Below are 15,703 nucleotides of genomic sequence, written 5' to 3' on the forward strand. Positions count from 1 at the left end.
CCGAAAAGGCTGCAGGGGTATCTGCAGCTTTTTTGGCGGTATTAAAGGAGATTGAACGGATGGGTGCATTGCTTACCGGCCAGTTACTCTATTTACGTTCTTCTTTCTCTGTATTCCGATCATCCTTCATTAATGTCTTCATATCAATTTTGAGCATCCGATCCCTTGGATAGGTCCCGGTATACCGATATTTGTTCGCTCCTGATTCAAAGGAGACATAGAGGTCACTTTTTACTAGCACTGCTCCTTCATTCATGGGAATCGCGGTGATACTTTCTATCGGTTTGGCGGTTTGTCCATCAAGGAACCAAAGAGGGACTTGCTTTTCCCCGATCGTAACGTATTGATTAGGCTCCTCTTTTAGCGGATCTTCGTATCGATAGAGAACACTATCGTTTGCCCGTCCATAGGAAGTAACTAAAGAGATTCCCTTCTTTTGAACAATGGCGCCCTGAACCTTTCCGATGGTGGAAAAGACATAATCCGGAGTTGCAGGTTCATTCGATGTTTGATTCCATTGTTCACTTGTCAGCATGTCTGTACTTGGTGTGAGCTTATAACCGACCATCCAGGCATATTGCATTTCTCCGGCACGGTTCACCTGGTGGTGTGCTGGATCCGTCGGGTAGCTGCTTGGCTCATAAAATTCACCAACCCATAGAATTTTTTTATCATCGTCATAGACATCATAAGCCGCTTCTACGGGAACAGGAATCTGGTTCGTGAACGTAAGCTCATCATTATTTTGCGCCGCAACGATATCACTGATATTTAATGTATAGAGAAATTGTTCGGAAGAGATCCAAACATGGTCCATGCTTACGGTAACGCCTCCCGCGTGGCCGGTGTATGGTGTGCCGTCTTGGTTATACAATACAATGGATTTCACCAGTTTTTCAGTTGTGGCATCAATCACGGATAGCGTTCCGGGCCTTCCATTATCCAAATAATTAATGGTAAATAACCAATCTTTTTTCTTGTAATAGCCGAGTCCTTGCGGGACAAGATCCTGTACTAATCCAGGGATGATCGGGCCATCCTTGCTGATATCCCACAGTGTTTGATATTTTGGGTTTCTGTCATTGGATGATCTTTCTACCTGTGTAATGAGCTGATGTCCGGGTCTAACCGTTAGGGGGGCTGATTTCGCCGATTCATTTCCTGAAGTATCAACGGCAGTCATTTGCACGGTATAATCAAGATTGCCAATCAGCGAGGATATCGTAAATTCATGCTTGGATGGAGAGACGAAAAACTCTAAATTTCCATTCTTGTAGATATTATAGCGATAGAGGTCGGAATCCGGATTTGAATCCCAGCTTAGCTGCACTTCACCGTTTCCTGCCTCTGCTTTTATATTGGCAGGAATGGGAGGTGCCGCATCGTCTTGTTTTGGTCTTGGAGGAGCTTGTGCCGATTCGACCCAGCCAGGTGTCGGATTTTGATTGCCGGATAACGTTTTCATCGTGATGCTTCCATTGGTTGGATAACCGAACATAATGGACTTATTTGCGGCTACTTGGTCACCGGTGTAATTCGCTTTAACGACTTCCTTTCCGCTCGAATCAAAAACAGATACCGTCTGGTTTTTGCTATTCACCAGGCCGCCAACATCTTCTATTCTTTGCAAGTGATCTTCCTCAATGTATTTACTAGAATAAGACGAAAAATAAAAGTGATTGAAGCCTTCCAATGTCATCGGCTGAGTTTCCTGCCTTCTCGTCCAGAACAGCATCGTATCCCACGGGCCGATTTTGGCTGCGTTATCAATTGTCTTGTTCCAGCCTCCTGTTTGAATGTGATAGTCTTGCAGATTGATCTCCTGATTGCTGTTATTATAGATTTCGATATACTCAAATGCATCATAACCCGCATAGTTATCCGTATCTGGAATGACCTCTGTAATCAATAGATCGGGTACTGCATTTTCAGCAGCATTTGCTTTAAACGCATGCAGTCCCCAATCATTTCCCATTGCCAGAACAAGCGTTGCAGCATAGACGAACCACTTCCTATACTTCAAACCTTTCATTCTTTCCCCTCCCCGGTAATATTTTGTTGATCCTATTCTTTCCAGATAACATTTAGAGAGGATAAACACACAAAAAAACCCCATGACATAGCATGTGCGGCAATAAATGCCGTACGAATGCATGTTCACAGGGTTCTCCGTATCTCTACCCGAAACACTAACTAGTTTAAGTTATCTGATTATTTTTAATTATACATAAATTTGGAAAAGATAGCAACATAAACCGGGACGATCCAGAATAGTTTATATTAACCTGCTAAATGGTTCATCAATATTTTCATTCGGTCATCTATAGTACATGATCAAAAGCTGTTTTCGTAAGCTCTGTTGCTCTTGGGAGTGGTTGATTTCCGTTACAGGATGCTCGCTTTCCGCGGGGCGTGTGCTGAGCCCGTCGGCGCTAGCGCCTTCATGGTCTCACCTGTCACGCTCGTCCCGCAGGACAAGGAAGGCTTCGTCAGCGGTGCATCGCACGAAGAAAATGTGAAGTTCATTTTCGAGGAGTCTCGCACCTTGCACTACAATCAACTTGTCAATGAAGTTTCTTTACAACAATGTTCCCAAAGCAACAATCTTTTAGAAAAGAGCATTTCCAAATAATAGTTGACAGACTCGTTTGAATATTGTATAAATTGTTTAGCAAATAAAAAAATAATGCATTGTGTAGATTTATGGCCGGAGATGAAGAGAAGCCATAGTCATTAAAAACATGTTACATGTTTTTTTGACTATGGCTTTTATTTTTCTTCTTCTATAATTTTACATAATGAAAAAGGGAAGGGGTCAGATTATGAGTTTTGAGCATTTGGATTCTCCGAAATTAAAGCGCTTTCAAAGAAAAGTCACCCTCTTATCAGCTGCCGGTACTTTTCTTGATGGCTTTGATTTAACGGTTATTGCTGTTGCCATGCCGTTAATTTTAAGCCAGTGGGAAATTACTCCCGGGATTCAGGCTTTGATCACATCTTCGGCTGTTATTGGTTCATTGATCGGTGCGTTGTGGCTTGGTAACTTAACCGATAAATTCGGCCGAAAAGCGATGTATGTTGTTGATTTAATGGCTTTTGTTGTGTTTGCCGCCTTAACCGCATTCGCACAGGCTCCATGGGAGCTCATTTTATTCCGTTTCTTGTTAGGAATTGGAATCGGTGCAGACTATCCGATTTCTGCTACTCTTGTATCGGAATTCAGTTCAACCAAAAGCCGGGGAAAACATAGTACATCTCTGGGGGCCATGTGGTTTGTAGGCGCTGTTACGGCCTATCTCGTCGGGATCTTGTTAGTGCCGGCGGGGCCGAGTGCCTGGAGATACATGCTTCTGGTAGGAGCTGTTTTTGCATTAATCGTTTTCTTTTTTAGAGTCACCCTTCCGGAATCTCCTAGATGGCTGGCTTCAAGAGGACGGGAGAAAGAAGCAGAGGAAATCATGCTGAAAATCACAGGGCAAAAAGTCATCATTCCAGCGGATTCTACTCCGAAAACAAAAGTCAGCCATTTATTTTCAAAGACTCTTTTTAAACGTACGTTCTTTGTTTGCGGATTTTGGTTCTGCTATGCTGTCGCCTATTATGGAATTTCCATGTATACACCAACGATATTAAAACCCTTTACCAATGGTTCACAAATGATGGTTTATATGGGATCCGGAACGGTTAGTTTATTAGGTTTATTGGGAGCCATTGTCGGAATGAATCTTGTAGAAAGGATTGGAAGAAGGCCTCTTATTATTACTTCGTTCATCGGTTTATCGATTGCACTGATTATTCTGGCTCTTAATCCAAGTCCTACGTTTGCATTTCTGGTCATTCTGTTCAGTTTGGCTGTGCTGTTTGCCAATATGGGTGGAGGAATCCTTAACTTTGTCTATCCGACAGAATTATTCCCAACAAGTATCCGAGCGAGTGCTTCCGGTTTGGCCACGGGATTCAGCCGAATTGGTTCCATTATGGGGATATTGGTATTTCCTAATTTGATTGCGGCGTGGGGAAGCAGCAAAGCCCTCTGGTTCTTTGCCGTTATCAGTTTATTAGGCTTAATTGTATCGGTATTATTAGCCCCTGAAACTAAAGGCAAAAAATTAGAAGAACTGAATAACGACCGAACCTCTAATTTTAATTCAACAAACGGAGAAAATCATGGAAAAATGGCTTAATAGCTGGTCCTTGGGGCTAAATGCAAATGTAAATGACTTTACCAGGATTAAAAAAGCAGGGTTCGAAGGCATTGAAATACTGGCAGAACAGAACAATGCTCATCACTATTTAAAGTTTGCCAGTGATTTAGGTTTTAAAGTTGGATTGCATTTGCCTTTCCACGATCTCAATCTGGCTACTCCTGATTCGATTGTATACGAAAGAACATTTAATGTTTTATCACAATGGCTGGCAAAGCTTGCTGAATATGGAGGGAAGCATGCGACCTTCCATGGAGGATATGCCTGGTTTTCTGAAGAACGAAATGAGTCCTTAATAAGGGTAAAAGAGCGAATTTTAAAGCTAAATGAAGTCGCCATGCAGCATGGGGTAGAATTACTGTTGGAAAACCTCATTCCGGATAAATTAAACTATTGCCATCAAATTGCTTCTAATGTAGAAGAATGGATCGATTTAATCACTGCTGCAAATGTAAAGGCGTGCTTGGATATCGGCCATTTGGATTTGATGGGGGATGCTTTGGAAACAACGATTGATCAGCTGGCTGGATCATTAGGCGGCATCCATTTATCAGAGAATGATGGGAAATCGGATCTTCATCTGCTTCCTGGGGAGGGAAATCATTTCACGGAGGGGCTGGAGGGCTTTTTAGAGAAGCAATTCTTTGATGGACCGGTTATCTATGAAATTAATCCGTATCAATACTCGATCCAGGATATTATCAATCATGTATCGAACGTTAATTCTATCGTACGATAACAGGCATCTCTGAAACTTACAACTGAATAACAGCGGGAAGAGAATAAGAGAAACCCCTAGCTATTTCAGCCTTTGCTTATAAGGCTTCTATAGCTGGGGGTTTTATTCATTTTAGTGCAGTTTAAATGGAGGTATTCATATGGCAAAAGGTTTTATATTTGATTTGGATGGAACCTTATATGTAGAAAACCAGATGATTGAGGGGGGGAAGGAAGCGATAGAATATTTGCGGAATGGCGGGCACAAGGTCGTCTTTTTCACGAATAAATCCATCTCGACCCGTCATGACTATGTAAAAAAGCTGAAGGGACTGGGAATCGAGGCGTCAATAGATGAAGTTATCAACTCCAATTACATTACAGCCAAGTTTTTAAAACAACATATGAATCGCAGCGATGCTGTTTATGTCATCGGGGAGGACGCTTTATTCGAAGAGTTGATCCATGAAGGAATAAGAATTACAGAGGATCCTGACCAAGCTACCTATGTCGTTTTAGGCTGGGATCGCCAATTTAATTATCAAAAACTGAACGATGCCTACCAAGCATGGGCGAAAAACGGAGCGGTGATTCTGGCAACCAACCCGGATCGCACGTGTCCGGTTGTGGATGGTGAGATTCCTGATTGTGGGTCCATTATTGGGGCAATGGAAGGAACGATTGGCAAGCCCATTGATTATATCATGGGGAAACCTTCGAAATTCGCGGCGGATATTGTCATAAGGGAGGTTTTACATTTAAAGCCTGAAGAATGCTATATCATCGGAGACCGTTTAGAGACGGATATTCGAATGGGAAATGATAATGGGATCCAAACCGTGCTCGTGCTGTCTGGAATTACAACAAAAGAAATGGTAAAGGATTCTGTTCACAAACCCTCCTATATCCTTCAAAGCATTAAAGATATCCACCAGTTGCCATTGCACCGCTCTTTGCCAATAACGAGTCATTAGGATAAGGAGGTCGATAGGATTGAAGGAATTGGCAGCAAACTTTGATGCAGAGGCTGATGAAACTATTCATATCTGCCATATTGGGGCTGGCTATCGGTTTAGAAAGACAATTAAAGAGGAAACCATTGGGGTTAAAAACAAGCTTGGTTATATCCATTATTAGCTGTCTGTTAACCATTGTTTCCATACAATCTTCCTATTCCTTTCCGTCATCTGCTCTCGTAAAAATACAAATGGATCCGCTTCGATTAGCCGCGCAGATTGTTTCGGGAATTGGGTTTTTAGGAGCGGGAGTGATTTTAAGAAAAGAGGATGATACCATCACGGGTTTAACGACGGCTGCCATGATATGGGGAGCGGCGGGGATTGGTATCGCAACCGGTGCGGGTTTTTTATCGAAGCTGTTGCAGGTGTCATCCTGCTTATGATCAGTGTTGAGATTCTTCCTCTTTTTATTAATAAACTCGGTTTTTGGCGAAAGATTCAAGCAAAAGAAATCTCCCTTAAACTTAACTTGAAATACAGGGATGAAATGGGTGAGGTGATTGCTGAAGTACAGAAGCAAGGGCTTAGAATCGACCATGTTCATATCCAGGATCTGGAAGATCATTCACTTCTTCTGGAGTTAAAGGTAGCGGTATTAAACAAAAATACCATTTATGACATTTACAGAGGCATAACAGAGATTAACAAAGTTCATCGGACAGATATCAGCGGTTAATCAGGCACATAAAAAGGGAACAATTCTCTCTAGTTCCCCTTTTGTGTGCTTTTTAGATATCAAAATTCCATAGGGAGGAATCTCCGGTAGACATGGCCAGAGCACCCGCTTCCAGTCCTTTGATGATATCTTCTTTTGAACTGATTAAGCCTCCCGCAATGATGGGCAGGTTAACCTGTCTTGTCAGATGATCGATCACGTTTGGCATAAGTCCTGGCAGCACCTCAATGGCATCCGGATGATACGTCTCGCATATGCTGATTCCCTTTGAAATGGCACTATGGTCAATAAGAAACATTCGTTGAATGACCATTAACCCTTCTTCTTTGGCAAATTTAATCAAGGTGCTTTTTGTTGTAATGATGCCTAAGGGCTTCCATTTTTGAGCAATATATTTTATGGCGCTCTTCGTATTGGAAAGGCCTTCTATAAAATCGATATGAATAAAGATACTCTTTTGAGCTTCTTTTAATCGATCAAGATATTCTGTTATATTCAACAAGTTTCCTGTTAAGAGGAATACAATATTTGCATTGCTTGTTATCGCTTTTTCGATTTCTTCTTCATTTTTAATAGCAGCAATGACTTGTGACTGAACGAGATCTACGATATTCATACGGTGCAACTCCTTAGCCAAGGTTTGAAATTTTGTTAAAATATAGGGTTTTATCAGGTATTCTATATCAGAAATCATTTCTCCTTCCGACAAAGGCAGAGTGAACTATTTTTTCACTCAGTTACGATGATCGTATTCAATTTTAATATAACGATCCTGTTGCGTATGTTCACCAACCTGCATAACCTGATGAGATAAAGTGATCAAAGAGGTGATCAGTTTGAAACGCGATGAATGTTTTAGACCATTTATCAGTCCCAATCCAATTACTTCATTTAATCCCGTTCAAATCTCCCCCAAAATTGACAAAAGATCATTCATTAGTCCTTTCTCCAGTGTAATTGGTGATGTAGTCATAAGAAAAAATGTTTATGTAGCACCTAATGTTAGTATACGTGCGGATGAAGGGACCCCATTTTATATAGGGTCTAATACAAATCTTCAGGATGGAGTCATTTTACATGGTTTATTAAATAAACTCATATCTGTAGGTGGAAAGGGGTATTCCATCTTCATAAGCAAGGAAGTCACCATTGCTCATGGAGCTCTCGTTCATGGCCCCTGTTATATTGGAAATAAGGTATTTGTTGGATTTAAATCCATTGTATATAACGCGATTGTACAAAGTGGAGTGTTCATTTCCAATAATGCAGTCGTCATCAATGGTGTTCATATTCCAAAGAACAGGTTCGTCCCACCGGGCGCTAATATTGATACCCAAGAAAAAGCTGATGCCCTTTCAAAAGTACCTGCTGACAGCAAAGAATTTGCAAGAGAGGTACAGCGAGTCAATCAGGAATTCCCGGCTTCTTATAATTTATTATTTGGGGAAAATCGCTGTTCTTGCGGTGTCGCATATAACGGCCGCAGGAAAGAGGGAGCAGAATAATTAAAAGCAGTGGATAAGTGGCCCTTTTACCTCAAGGACCACTTATGAGTTTACTTCAATGGCACCATATGCAAAAGAGTTCAATTGAAAAACGGCAAGCCGACGGTTTTCGTCTGCGAAAAATTCAGCTGTCGTCAGCCGACCACCGATCTAGAACAAGTTTTACAAAATCTTTAATAATAGGAACAGCAAGCCCGCGGGTTTGCTGTTTTTTTGTTGTGTGGTGCCTGGCACCGCAAGCAGTTCGATAATAAAAGTGCGCGTTTCGATAATAAAATTAGAATTTCGATAATATATCTGGATTTTCGATAATAAAAAATTTTTTTCGATAATAAAGCCTGCGTACAGCTCCTAAAAGATAAAATCAGAGTCCATTCCCCCCTAAATATTAAACTTTCTTTCTTCTTAAGCCGTTTTAAGCAGGGAATTAGAGGTATTCATACAATTAAAGCTCCTTTCATCTGATTTTGAGAGGGATTTTAAGTTTTTGTTTATTTTCCCGGTTCCGTCGCAACAATTTACATACACCAATCCCCCCTAAATGAGATATTAGTTTTCTTACGAACGTTTATTCGATAAAATAGAGGATGAGGTGACGATATGGAAACGAAAAAAACGATGCAGGAACTGCTTGCATTATTAAGAACGGAGCCTTCCATTAATGAACAGATTGTTCACTGGAAAATAATAGAAGAAAAAGAAGCGTTGACAGGGCAAATACCTGAAACACTTCATCCACATATAAAACAAGCATTACAAGACAGGGGAGTAACTTCACTATATTCCCACCAGCTGACTGCCTTCCAAACCGCACAGAACCAAAAGAGTTTTGTCGCGGTCACGCCGACAGCTTCAGGGAAAACCCTGTGCTATAACTTGCCGGTCCTGCAAGAAATCGCGGGGAACCCGGACAGCAGAGCCTTGTACTTATTTCCGACCAAAGCGCTCGCACAGGACCAAAAGGCTGAGATCAACGAGTTTATTGATGCGATCGGTCTTGATATCAAGAGCTATACGTATGATGGCGATACACCGGCCAACATCAGGCAGGTGGTAAGAAAAGCCGGAAATGTCGTTATGACAAATCCGGACATGCTGCATTCAGCGATTTTGCCTCATCATACGAAGTGGGTCTCACTGTTTGAAAACCTGAAGTATATCGTCATCGACGAGCTCCATACATACAGAGGGGTGTTTGGCAGCCATGTCGCAAATGTCATCCGCCGTTTGAAGAGAATTTGCTCATTCTATGGAAGCGATCCGATCTTCATCTGTACTTCAGCTACGATTGCCAATCCGAAAGAACTGGCGGAAAATCTCACGGGAACAGGAATGGAACTCATCAACAACAACGGCGCGCCGAGCGGTAAGAAACACTTCATCTTCTATAACCCGCCGATTGTGAACAAGCCGCTGAACGTTCGGAAATCAGCCACACTGGAGGCGAGAGATCTTGCAGGCCAGTTTCTTAAAAACAAGATCCAAACGATCGTTTTTGCCAGAAGCCGCGTGAGAGTGGAAATTCTGCTGACGTACCTTCAGGAACTAGCCAAAAAGGAATTCGGCATGAAGTCCATTCAAGGGTATCGAGGCGGCTATCTTCCGACCCAGCGGAGGGCCATCGAGAAGGGCTTGCGAAACGGGGAGATTATGGGTGTCGTCAGTACAAACGCCCTTGAGCTTGGTGTCGATATCGGACAGCTCCACGCTTGTATTTTAACAGGGTATCCCGGGTCGATCGCCAGTGCGTGGCAGCAGGCGGGAAGAGCGGGCCGCCGTCAGGATGAATCTGTCGTGATCATGGTCGCTAGCTCCAGTCCGATGGATCAGTATATCATTCAGCAGCCGGAATACTTTTTTGACCGGTCGCCTGAATCTGCCCGTATCAACCCGGAAAATCTGATCATCCTTGTGGATCATGTCAAATGTGCGGCATATGAGCTTCCCTTTAAAGAAGGAGATGCATTTGGGGGAGTAGAGATTGAAGAGATACTTGAGTTTTTAACGGAAGAACAAGTCCTTCATCATCAGGGAAAACGATACTTCTGGATGAACGATTCCTTTCCGGCCCACAACATTTCGTTACGGTCCGCCTCTCAGGAAAATGTGGTGATCGTGGATCAAAGTGATGTAGCAAACGTAAGAATCATCGGGGAGATGGACCGTTTCAGCTCAATGACTCTTTTGCATGAAGAAGCCATTTATCTTCATCAGGGTGTTCAATATCAGGTTGAAAAACTGGATTATGAAGAAAAGAAAGCATTCGTCCGGGAAGTAGATGTTGATTATTTTACAGATGCCAATCTTGCCGTTTCCTTAAAAGTGCTCGAAATCGACAAGAATACGAAGCTGAAAGATCAGGAGAGGGCATTTGGGGAAGTAACCGTCAATGCGATGGCTACCATTTTTAAGAAAATAAAATTTGAAACCCATGAGAATATCGGATCTGGCCCCATCCATCTTCCGGAAGAGGAGCTTCACACGTCAGCTACCTGGCTTGAATTTGACCGGGATCAGCTTCAAAATATACGTGAAAGCTCCATCGAACAGGGGCTGATCGGGATTGCAAATGTGTTCCGGCATGTAGCTCCGCTTTTTGTTATGTGCGATCCGAGCGATCTGCATGTTGTTCCGCAGATCAAAGCGGTTCATTCCGGAAAGCCGACTATTTTCCTTTATGACCGGTATCCAGGCGGAATCGGGTTGAGTGAGAATGTATATAAGATATGGGATACGGTGATACACGAAGCTTACCAGGTTATCCAAACATGCCCTTGTGAAGCAGGATGCCCTTCTTGTACGGGAACAATGCTTGAAGGGGAAAATGCGAAATTTCTGGCACTGAAGCTGCTGGATGCAGTCAGGAGAGATGAAAATGTCGATGCAGTCGAAACTGAATCGTTTTAAGAAGCACCTCGTCTCTGAGAAGAAGGAAGCCCGGACGAGCATCCAGACGCCGCCTTCTCAGCCAGTCATTCAGCATCATGAAGCTTGGAACAGTTTTCAAACGACGCCTTATTTTTATGAAGAAGATTATTGCCTCGTCAGGGAAGTCAGCTATCCATTGGATCAGCGCTGGGGAAATTATTCATTCGAAGAACTGGAAGAAGTGATGGAAGACTGGAGGAAGGCTGGTGCCGTTCATCCGCTATCTTCTCATGACCTATATCCATCCGATCTTGTTTTCTTTGATACGGAAACGACTGGACTAAGCGGTGGAGCAGGAAATACCATCTTTCTCCTCGGCTACAGCCAAGTGGAAGAAGATCAGGTAAAAGTGAAACAGTTTTTCCTTCCAGGCCCTGGATCGGAAATTGCGATGTACCATCTTTTTTTAACTCAAATCAAGGAACTGAAAAACTTGGTTACGTACAATGGGAAATCCTTTGACTGGCCTCAAGTTAAAACGAGACATACATTGATTCGGGATTTTGTACCTTCTCTGCCGGCGTTTGGACATTTTGATCTTCTCCATGGATCCAGAAGGCTTTGGAAACAGAGCCTTGAATCCGTAAGGCTCTCTGTCGTTGAAAAGGAGATCCTCGGTGTGAAGCGGGAGCATGACACTCCAGGTTATCTGGCGCCCATGCTCTATTTTCAATATTTAAAAGAAAACGATCCCGAACTTGTAAAAGGGGTCATGACCCATAATGAATGGGATGTTTTATCGCTGATTTCCCTCTATATCCATATCTCCAAACTCCTGCAGGGCGGATCTGCAGTGACGAGCATTGAACAGTATGAATCGGCAAGGTGGTATGAATCTGCCGGCCAGTTTGGCATTGCTCTGCAAAAATATACGGAGATGATGAACGGGGAAGGAAGCCAAAGTAAAATGGCCAAAAAGGCAGCAGCGGCTCTTTATAAAAAAACAAAGCAAGATCATCTGGCAGTTCCGCTCTGGCAGGAACTTTGCACCAATGGTTCGCTGGGAAATGATGAAGAACCGTATGTCGAATTGGCGAAATGGCATGAACATCAGGGAAAAGACTATGAAAAAGCGCTTTATTATGCAGAAGCTGCGTACGGGATCTGGAAGAGCAAAAAGAGGTTGTTAAAACGGCCGGAAGAGAAAGAAAAAGCCGCTTTTGACAACAGAATTCAGAGATTAAGAAAAAAATGTGAAAACTCCTAAAAAAATATAAATTTTGGCCGATAAATGTATTTAAATTTGGACACTTTTTGTGTAGAATAAAAAAAGAGATTTTTCATAGGAAAATAATAATTATTCCCCAGGCAAGCGCAAAATGTGCGCCGCTTTGACGATAATCGCTAAAACGTTACACGTGATGTAGAAATTTGGGGAATCGGCAATTTTCCTGTAAAAATATGCTAGTATATTAAGCGATGGAGAGATGGATCCGTGAGGCAATGGGTAGTATTTGCATTTTTTCTTGTTTTGGGACTGACGTTTTTTATTGCAAATGAATTTAGTCATGTTACGTGAGGGAACTGATCATTTTGATTGGTTCCTTTTTTCAAAGTAAATGAAGTGCTGGGAGAGAAGTTCATGGTGAAAAACTTGCTGATAACTGGATATAAATCCCATGAACTCGGGATTTTTAAAGAGAAAGATCCGGGGGTACACTATATAAAAAAAGCCATTGAGAAACAACTGACAGTGCTCTTGGAAGAAGGACTGGAATGGGTGATCATCAGCGGCCAGCCGGGTGTTGAAATATGGGCGGGGGAAGTCGCTGTTGAGCTTCGGGATCAAAGATTTCCGGATCTCAAACTTGCAGTGCTTACCCCATTCCTGGATCAGGAAGCGAATTGGAACGAAGCCCGGCAGGAGCAGTATCATGAACTGCTGGCGCAGGCGGATTTTGTAGAATCGATCTCCAATAAACCGTACTTCAGTCCGAAGCAGCTGGCCGCAAAAAATGGGTTTCTTGTGCAGAAAACCGATGGGATGCTCATTTTATATGATGAAGATACTCCGGGAACACCGCGTTTTTATCTTGAACCTGCCAGACGGAGGCAAGAAAAAGATCCGGCATACGAAGTACTATATATCACACCGTCTGACCTTGAACTGATCTATCAGGATGAACAGGACGCCAAAGGGGAATTTTGGGAATGATTTGGCTAGAAATTGACTTTTTCTATTGAATTTGAAAAAATATAGGCTAGATTTAATAAAAAGTCATCATGTATAAATAAAGAACGGTGTATTTGTTTGAATTATGCTGCGAACGCAGGAAAAATGAAGTTAAACATTGAGGTGAGCCCGATGAATGGAGAAAAACGATTGAATCTGACTGCAAAAGAAATTCTCGAAAAAGATTTTAAACAGGGTTTTCGAGGTTATGATCAAGATGAAGTAGATAAATTTCTTGATTTGATCATTAAAGACTATGAGAACTTCCAAAAGGAATTTGACAAAGTCATTCAGGAAAACAACAGGCTTCGCAAAGAAGTGCAAAATACATCTGAACAGACAAGAAGAGTTCCAACATCATCCATGAACATTAATTCCGACATTCTTCAGCGTCTGTCAAATCTGGAAAAGCACGTATTCGGAAGCAAACTTTACGATTGATTCAGTAATTATTATCCATTTGATTTTTAAACAGCTTCCTGCTATACTAAATTTTGCTTTGACAATTTAAAACTAATAACGTTCGGGTAATCGCGGCATCTTTTTAAAGATGTTGAGGAAAGTCCATGCTCGCACGGTCTGCGATGGCCGTAGTGTTCGTGCCTGGCGAAAAGATAAGCCAGGGTATTCTGGTTTCGACTGGATTAACGGCAGGGAACTCACCTAAGTCTTCGGATATGGTGACACTACCTTTAAAGTGCCACAGTGACGTAGTCTTTCCGGAAACGGCAAGAGTGGAACGCGGTAAACCCCACGAGCGAGAAACCCAAATTATGGTAGGGGAGTTTTCTGAGCGGAATTGAACGCGAAGAAGAACAGATGACTATTCATCTGGAGATAGATGATTACCACCGGAGTACGAGGCGGAAGCCGAATGCAGTACGATGGAACAGAACATGGCTTACAGAACGTTATTGGTGACACTTGAGAATGTAAGAGGGCCCTAGTGGCCTTTTTTCTTTTTACATAAACAATTTTGGGTATATTAAGACTGGAAAAACAACCATGAGGAGATCTCTTATGAATCTTACGTATATTGCTACCGCAGCCATGGGCCTGGAATCCATTGTTGCACAGGAAGTCCGTGACCTTGGGTTTGAGGACGTAAAAGTTGAAAACGGCAAGATTATTTTTAAAGGAGACGAGTCTGCCCTCTGCCGCTCCAATCTATGGCTGAGGACCGCAGACCGTGTTAAACTTCTTGTCGGAGAATTTAAAGCGGAAACATTCGATGAACTGTTTGAACAGACGAAAGCGTTGCCTTGGTCTGATTTTATCCCTGAGGATGGAGAATTTCCTGTTATCGGAAAGTCCGTTAAGTCAAAATTATTCAGTGTTTCTGACTGTCAGGCCATCGTTAAAAAAGCTGTAGTCGATCAGATGAAGAATGCTTATCAAAGAGAAACATGGTTTCCGGAAGATGGTGCTCTTTATCGAATTGAAGTCGCACTATTAAAAGACTTGGCTACTCTTACGATTGATACGAGCGGGACGGGCCTCCATAAACGGGGTTACCGTGCCCTGCACAGTGAAGCGCCGCTAAAAGAGACAATGGCTTCAGCTCTCATCAAATTAACGAACTGGACACCGGACAAGCCGTTTGTAGACCCATTCTGCGGATCAGGAACCATTCCGATCGAGGCAGCCATGATCGGGCAGAATGTGGCGCCAGGGCTTAATCGAGAATTTGCTTCTGAAAATTGGAATTGGATTGATAAAAAAGTATGGTATCGTGCGGTTGAAGAAGCGCATGATCTCGCCAAGTATGATACACCGCTTGATATTCAAGGATCGGATATCGACCATAAAATGATCGACCTCTCGATCAATAACGCTGAAGAAGCTGGGTTTGGCGATTTCATTTCGTTTAAACAGATGCAGGTCAGAGATTTTACGACAAGAAAAGAGTACGGATATGTGATCAGCAACCCGCCTTATGGGGAACGTCTGGGTGAGAAGGAAGAAGTGAAACAGCTTTATAGAGACATGGGTGAGGTCTTCCGTCCACTTGAAACTTGGTCGGTATATGTCATTACCTCCAATGAGCAATTTGAGCAGCTCTATGGCAAAGCAGCTACGAAAAAGAGAAAATTATATAATGGGCATATTAAGACCGATTATTACCAGTACTTCGGAAAAAGACAGCCCCGCAGCTAACATAAAGGATCTCCTTCGGGAGATCTTTTTTGTTGGATGAGTAATGCTTAACACAGGAACCGGCCATACTGTGATCAGAGGTGATGGGCATTGGAACAGAATGCGGAATATATCCTGCAGCTGAAGCGCGCGTATGAAACGATAAAAGCATTAAAAGAACAATACGGTGATCAATATCATTAGGCTTTTATAGAAGCTGATCATGCATTAAAACAGACGTTATCTTACGAATTTGGCATCAGAGGAGAACATGGAACCTCCTCATTTCTAGAACGTTTACATTAATTATGTTTCCAAGACAGCCTTAAAAAGGCATAGATGTG

12 protein-coding genes, 1 other RNA gene and 1 pseudogene are annotated in these 15,703 nt (G+C 42.5%); 12 read left to right on the plus strand and 2 right to left on the minus strand.

All coding sequences use genetic code 11. The features are described 5' to 3' along the window. Positions 1-88: 88 nt before the first annotated feature. Positions 89-2,032: a lamin tail domain-containing protein gene (locus AR335_RS11250; protein ID WP_062235508.1), complete on the minus strand. Its 1,944-nt coding sequence runs from the start codon at positions 2,030-2,032 to the stop codon at positions 89-91. Between the two features lie 333 nt (positions 2,033-2,365). Between AR335_RS11250 and AR335_RS11255 the strand changes: the two genes are divergently transcribed. From AR335_RS11255 to AR335_RS11275, 5 genes and pseudogenes are all read left to right on the plus strand, one after another. Beyond that, positions 2,366-2,632 carry a hypothetical protein gene (locus AR335_RS11255; RefSeq protein ID WP_156418934.1) on the plus strand — a complete coding sequence of 89 codons (267 nt, stop codon included), beginning with the start codon at positions 2,366-2,368 and terminating at the stop codon, positions 2,630-2,632. Positions 2,633-2,822: 190 nt separating this feature from the next. Beyond that, on the plus strand, positions 2,823-4,184 hold the full coding sequence (locus tag AR335_RS11260; RefSeq protein ID WP_062235514.1) for an MFS transporter: 1,362 nt from the start codon (positions 2,823-2,825) through the stop codon (positions 4,182-4,184). Beyond that, on the plus strand, positions 4,168-4,944 hold the full coding sequence (locus AR335_RS11265) for a sugar phosphate isomerase/epimerase family protein (protein WP_062235517.1): 777 nt from the start codon (positions 4,168-4,170) through the stop codon (positions 4,942-4,944). Before AR335_RS11260 ends, AR335_RS11265 begins: the two co-directional genes overlap by 17 nt. 139 nt (positions 4,945-5,083) lie before the next feature. After that, positions 5,084-5,896 carry an HAD-IIA family hydrolase gene (locus tag AR335_RS11270; protein WP_062235520.1) on the plus strand — a complete coding sequence of 271 codons (813 nt, stop codon included), beginning with the start codon at positions 5,084-5,086 and terminating at the stop codon, positions 5,894-5,896. Positions 5,897-5,940: 44 nt separating this feature from the next. Then, positions 5,941-6,617: pseudogene (locus tag AR335_RS11275) on the plus strand (MgtC/SapB family protein). A gap of 52 nt (positions 6,618-6,669) precedes the next feature. Here AR335_RS11275 and AR335_RS11280 read toward each other — a convergent pair. Further along, positions 6,670-7,233, minus strand: coding sequence for a glycerol-3-phosphate responsive antiterminator (locus AR335_RS11280; RefSeq protein WP_062235523.1), 564 nt, complete (start codon positions 7,231-7,233; stop codon positions 6,670-6,672). A gap of 220 nt (positions 7,234-7,453) precedes the next feature. On the opposite strand from AR335_RS11280, the gene AR335_RS11285 reads away from it, so the two are divergent. The 7 genes from AR335_RS11285 to AR335_RS11315 all read left to right on the plus strand — a co-directional run bounded on the left by AR335_RS11285 (position 7,454) and on the right by AR335_RS11315 (position 15,380). Continuing rightward, a complete protein-coding gene (locus AR335_RS11285; RefSeq protein WP_234293251.1) occupies positions 7,454-8,122 on the plus strand; it encodes a carbonate dehydratase in 669 nt (222 codons plus the stop codon). A gap of 600 nt (positions 8,123-8,722) precedes the next feature. After that, positions 8,723-11,029 carry a DEAD/DEAH box helicase gene (locus AR335_RS11290; RefSeq protein WP_062235526.1) on the plus strand — a complete coding sequence of 769 codons (2,307 nt, stop codon included), beginning with the start codon at positions 8,723-8,725 and terminating at the stop codon, positions 11,027-11,029. Continuing rightward, positions 10,998-12,257 carry a ribonuclease H-like domain-containing protein gene (locus tag AR335_RS11295; protein WP_062235528.1) on the plus strand — a complete coding sequence of 420 codons (1,260 nt, stop codon included), beginning with the start codon at positions 10,998-11,000 and terminating at the stop codon, positions 12,255-12,257. The genes AR335_RS11290 and AR335_RS11295 overlap by 32 nt, the downstream gene beginning before the upstream one ends. 375 nt (positions 12,258-12,632) lie before the next feature. Continuing rightward, entirely contained in the window at positions 12,633-13,205 is a 573-nt protein-coding gene (locus AR335_RS11300) for a DUF1273 domain-containing protein (RefSeq protein ID WP_272885609.1), read from the plus strand. A gap of 150 nt (positions 13,206-13,355) precedes the next feature. Beyond that, positions 13,356-13,664: a cell division regulator GpsB gene (gene gpsB / locus AR335_RS11305; RefSeq protein WP_053358547.1), complete on the plus strand. Its 309-nt coding sequence runs from the start codon at positions 13,356-13,358 to the stop codon at positions 13,662-13,664. Between the two features lie 78 nt (positions 13,665-13,742). Further along, an RNA gene (gene rnpB / locus AR335_RS11310) (RNase P RNA component class B) lies at positions 13,743-14,132 on the plus strand. Positions 14,133-14,243: 111 nt separating this feature from the next. Further along, positions 14,244-15,380: a THUMP domain-containing class I SAM-dependent RNA methyltransferase gene (locus AR335_RS11315; RefSeq protein WP_062235531.1), complete on the plus strand. Its 1,137-nt coding sequence runs from the start codon at positions 14,244-14,246 to the stop codon at positions 15,378-15,380. Positions 15,381-15,703 lie beyond the last annotated feature (323 nt).

This window comes from Fictibacillus sp. FJAT-27399, assembly GCF_001510655.1.
Classification (GTDB): domain Bacteria; phylum Bacillota; class Bacilli; order Bacillales; family Fictibacillaceae; genus Fictibacillus_C; species Fictibacillus_C marinisediminis.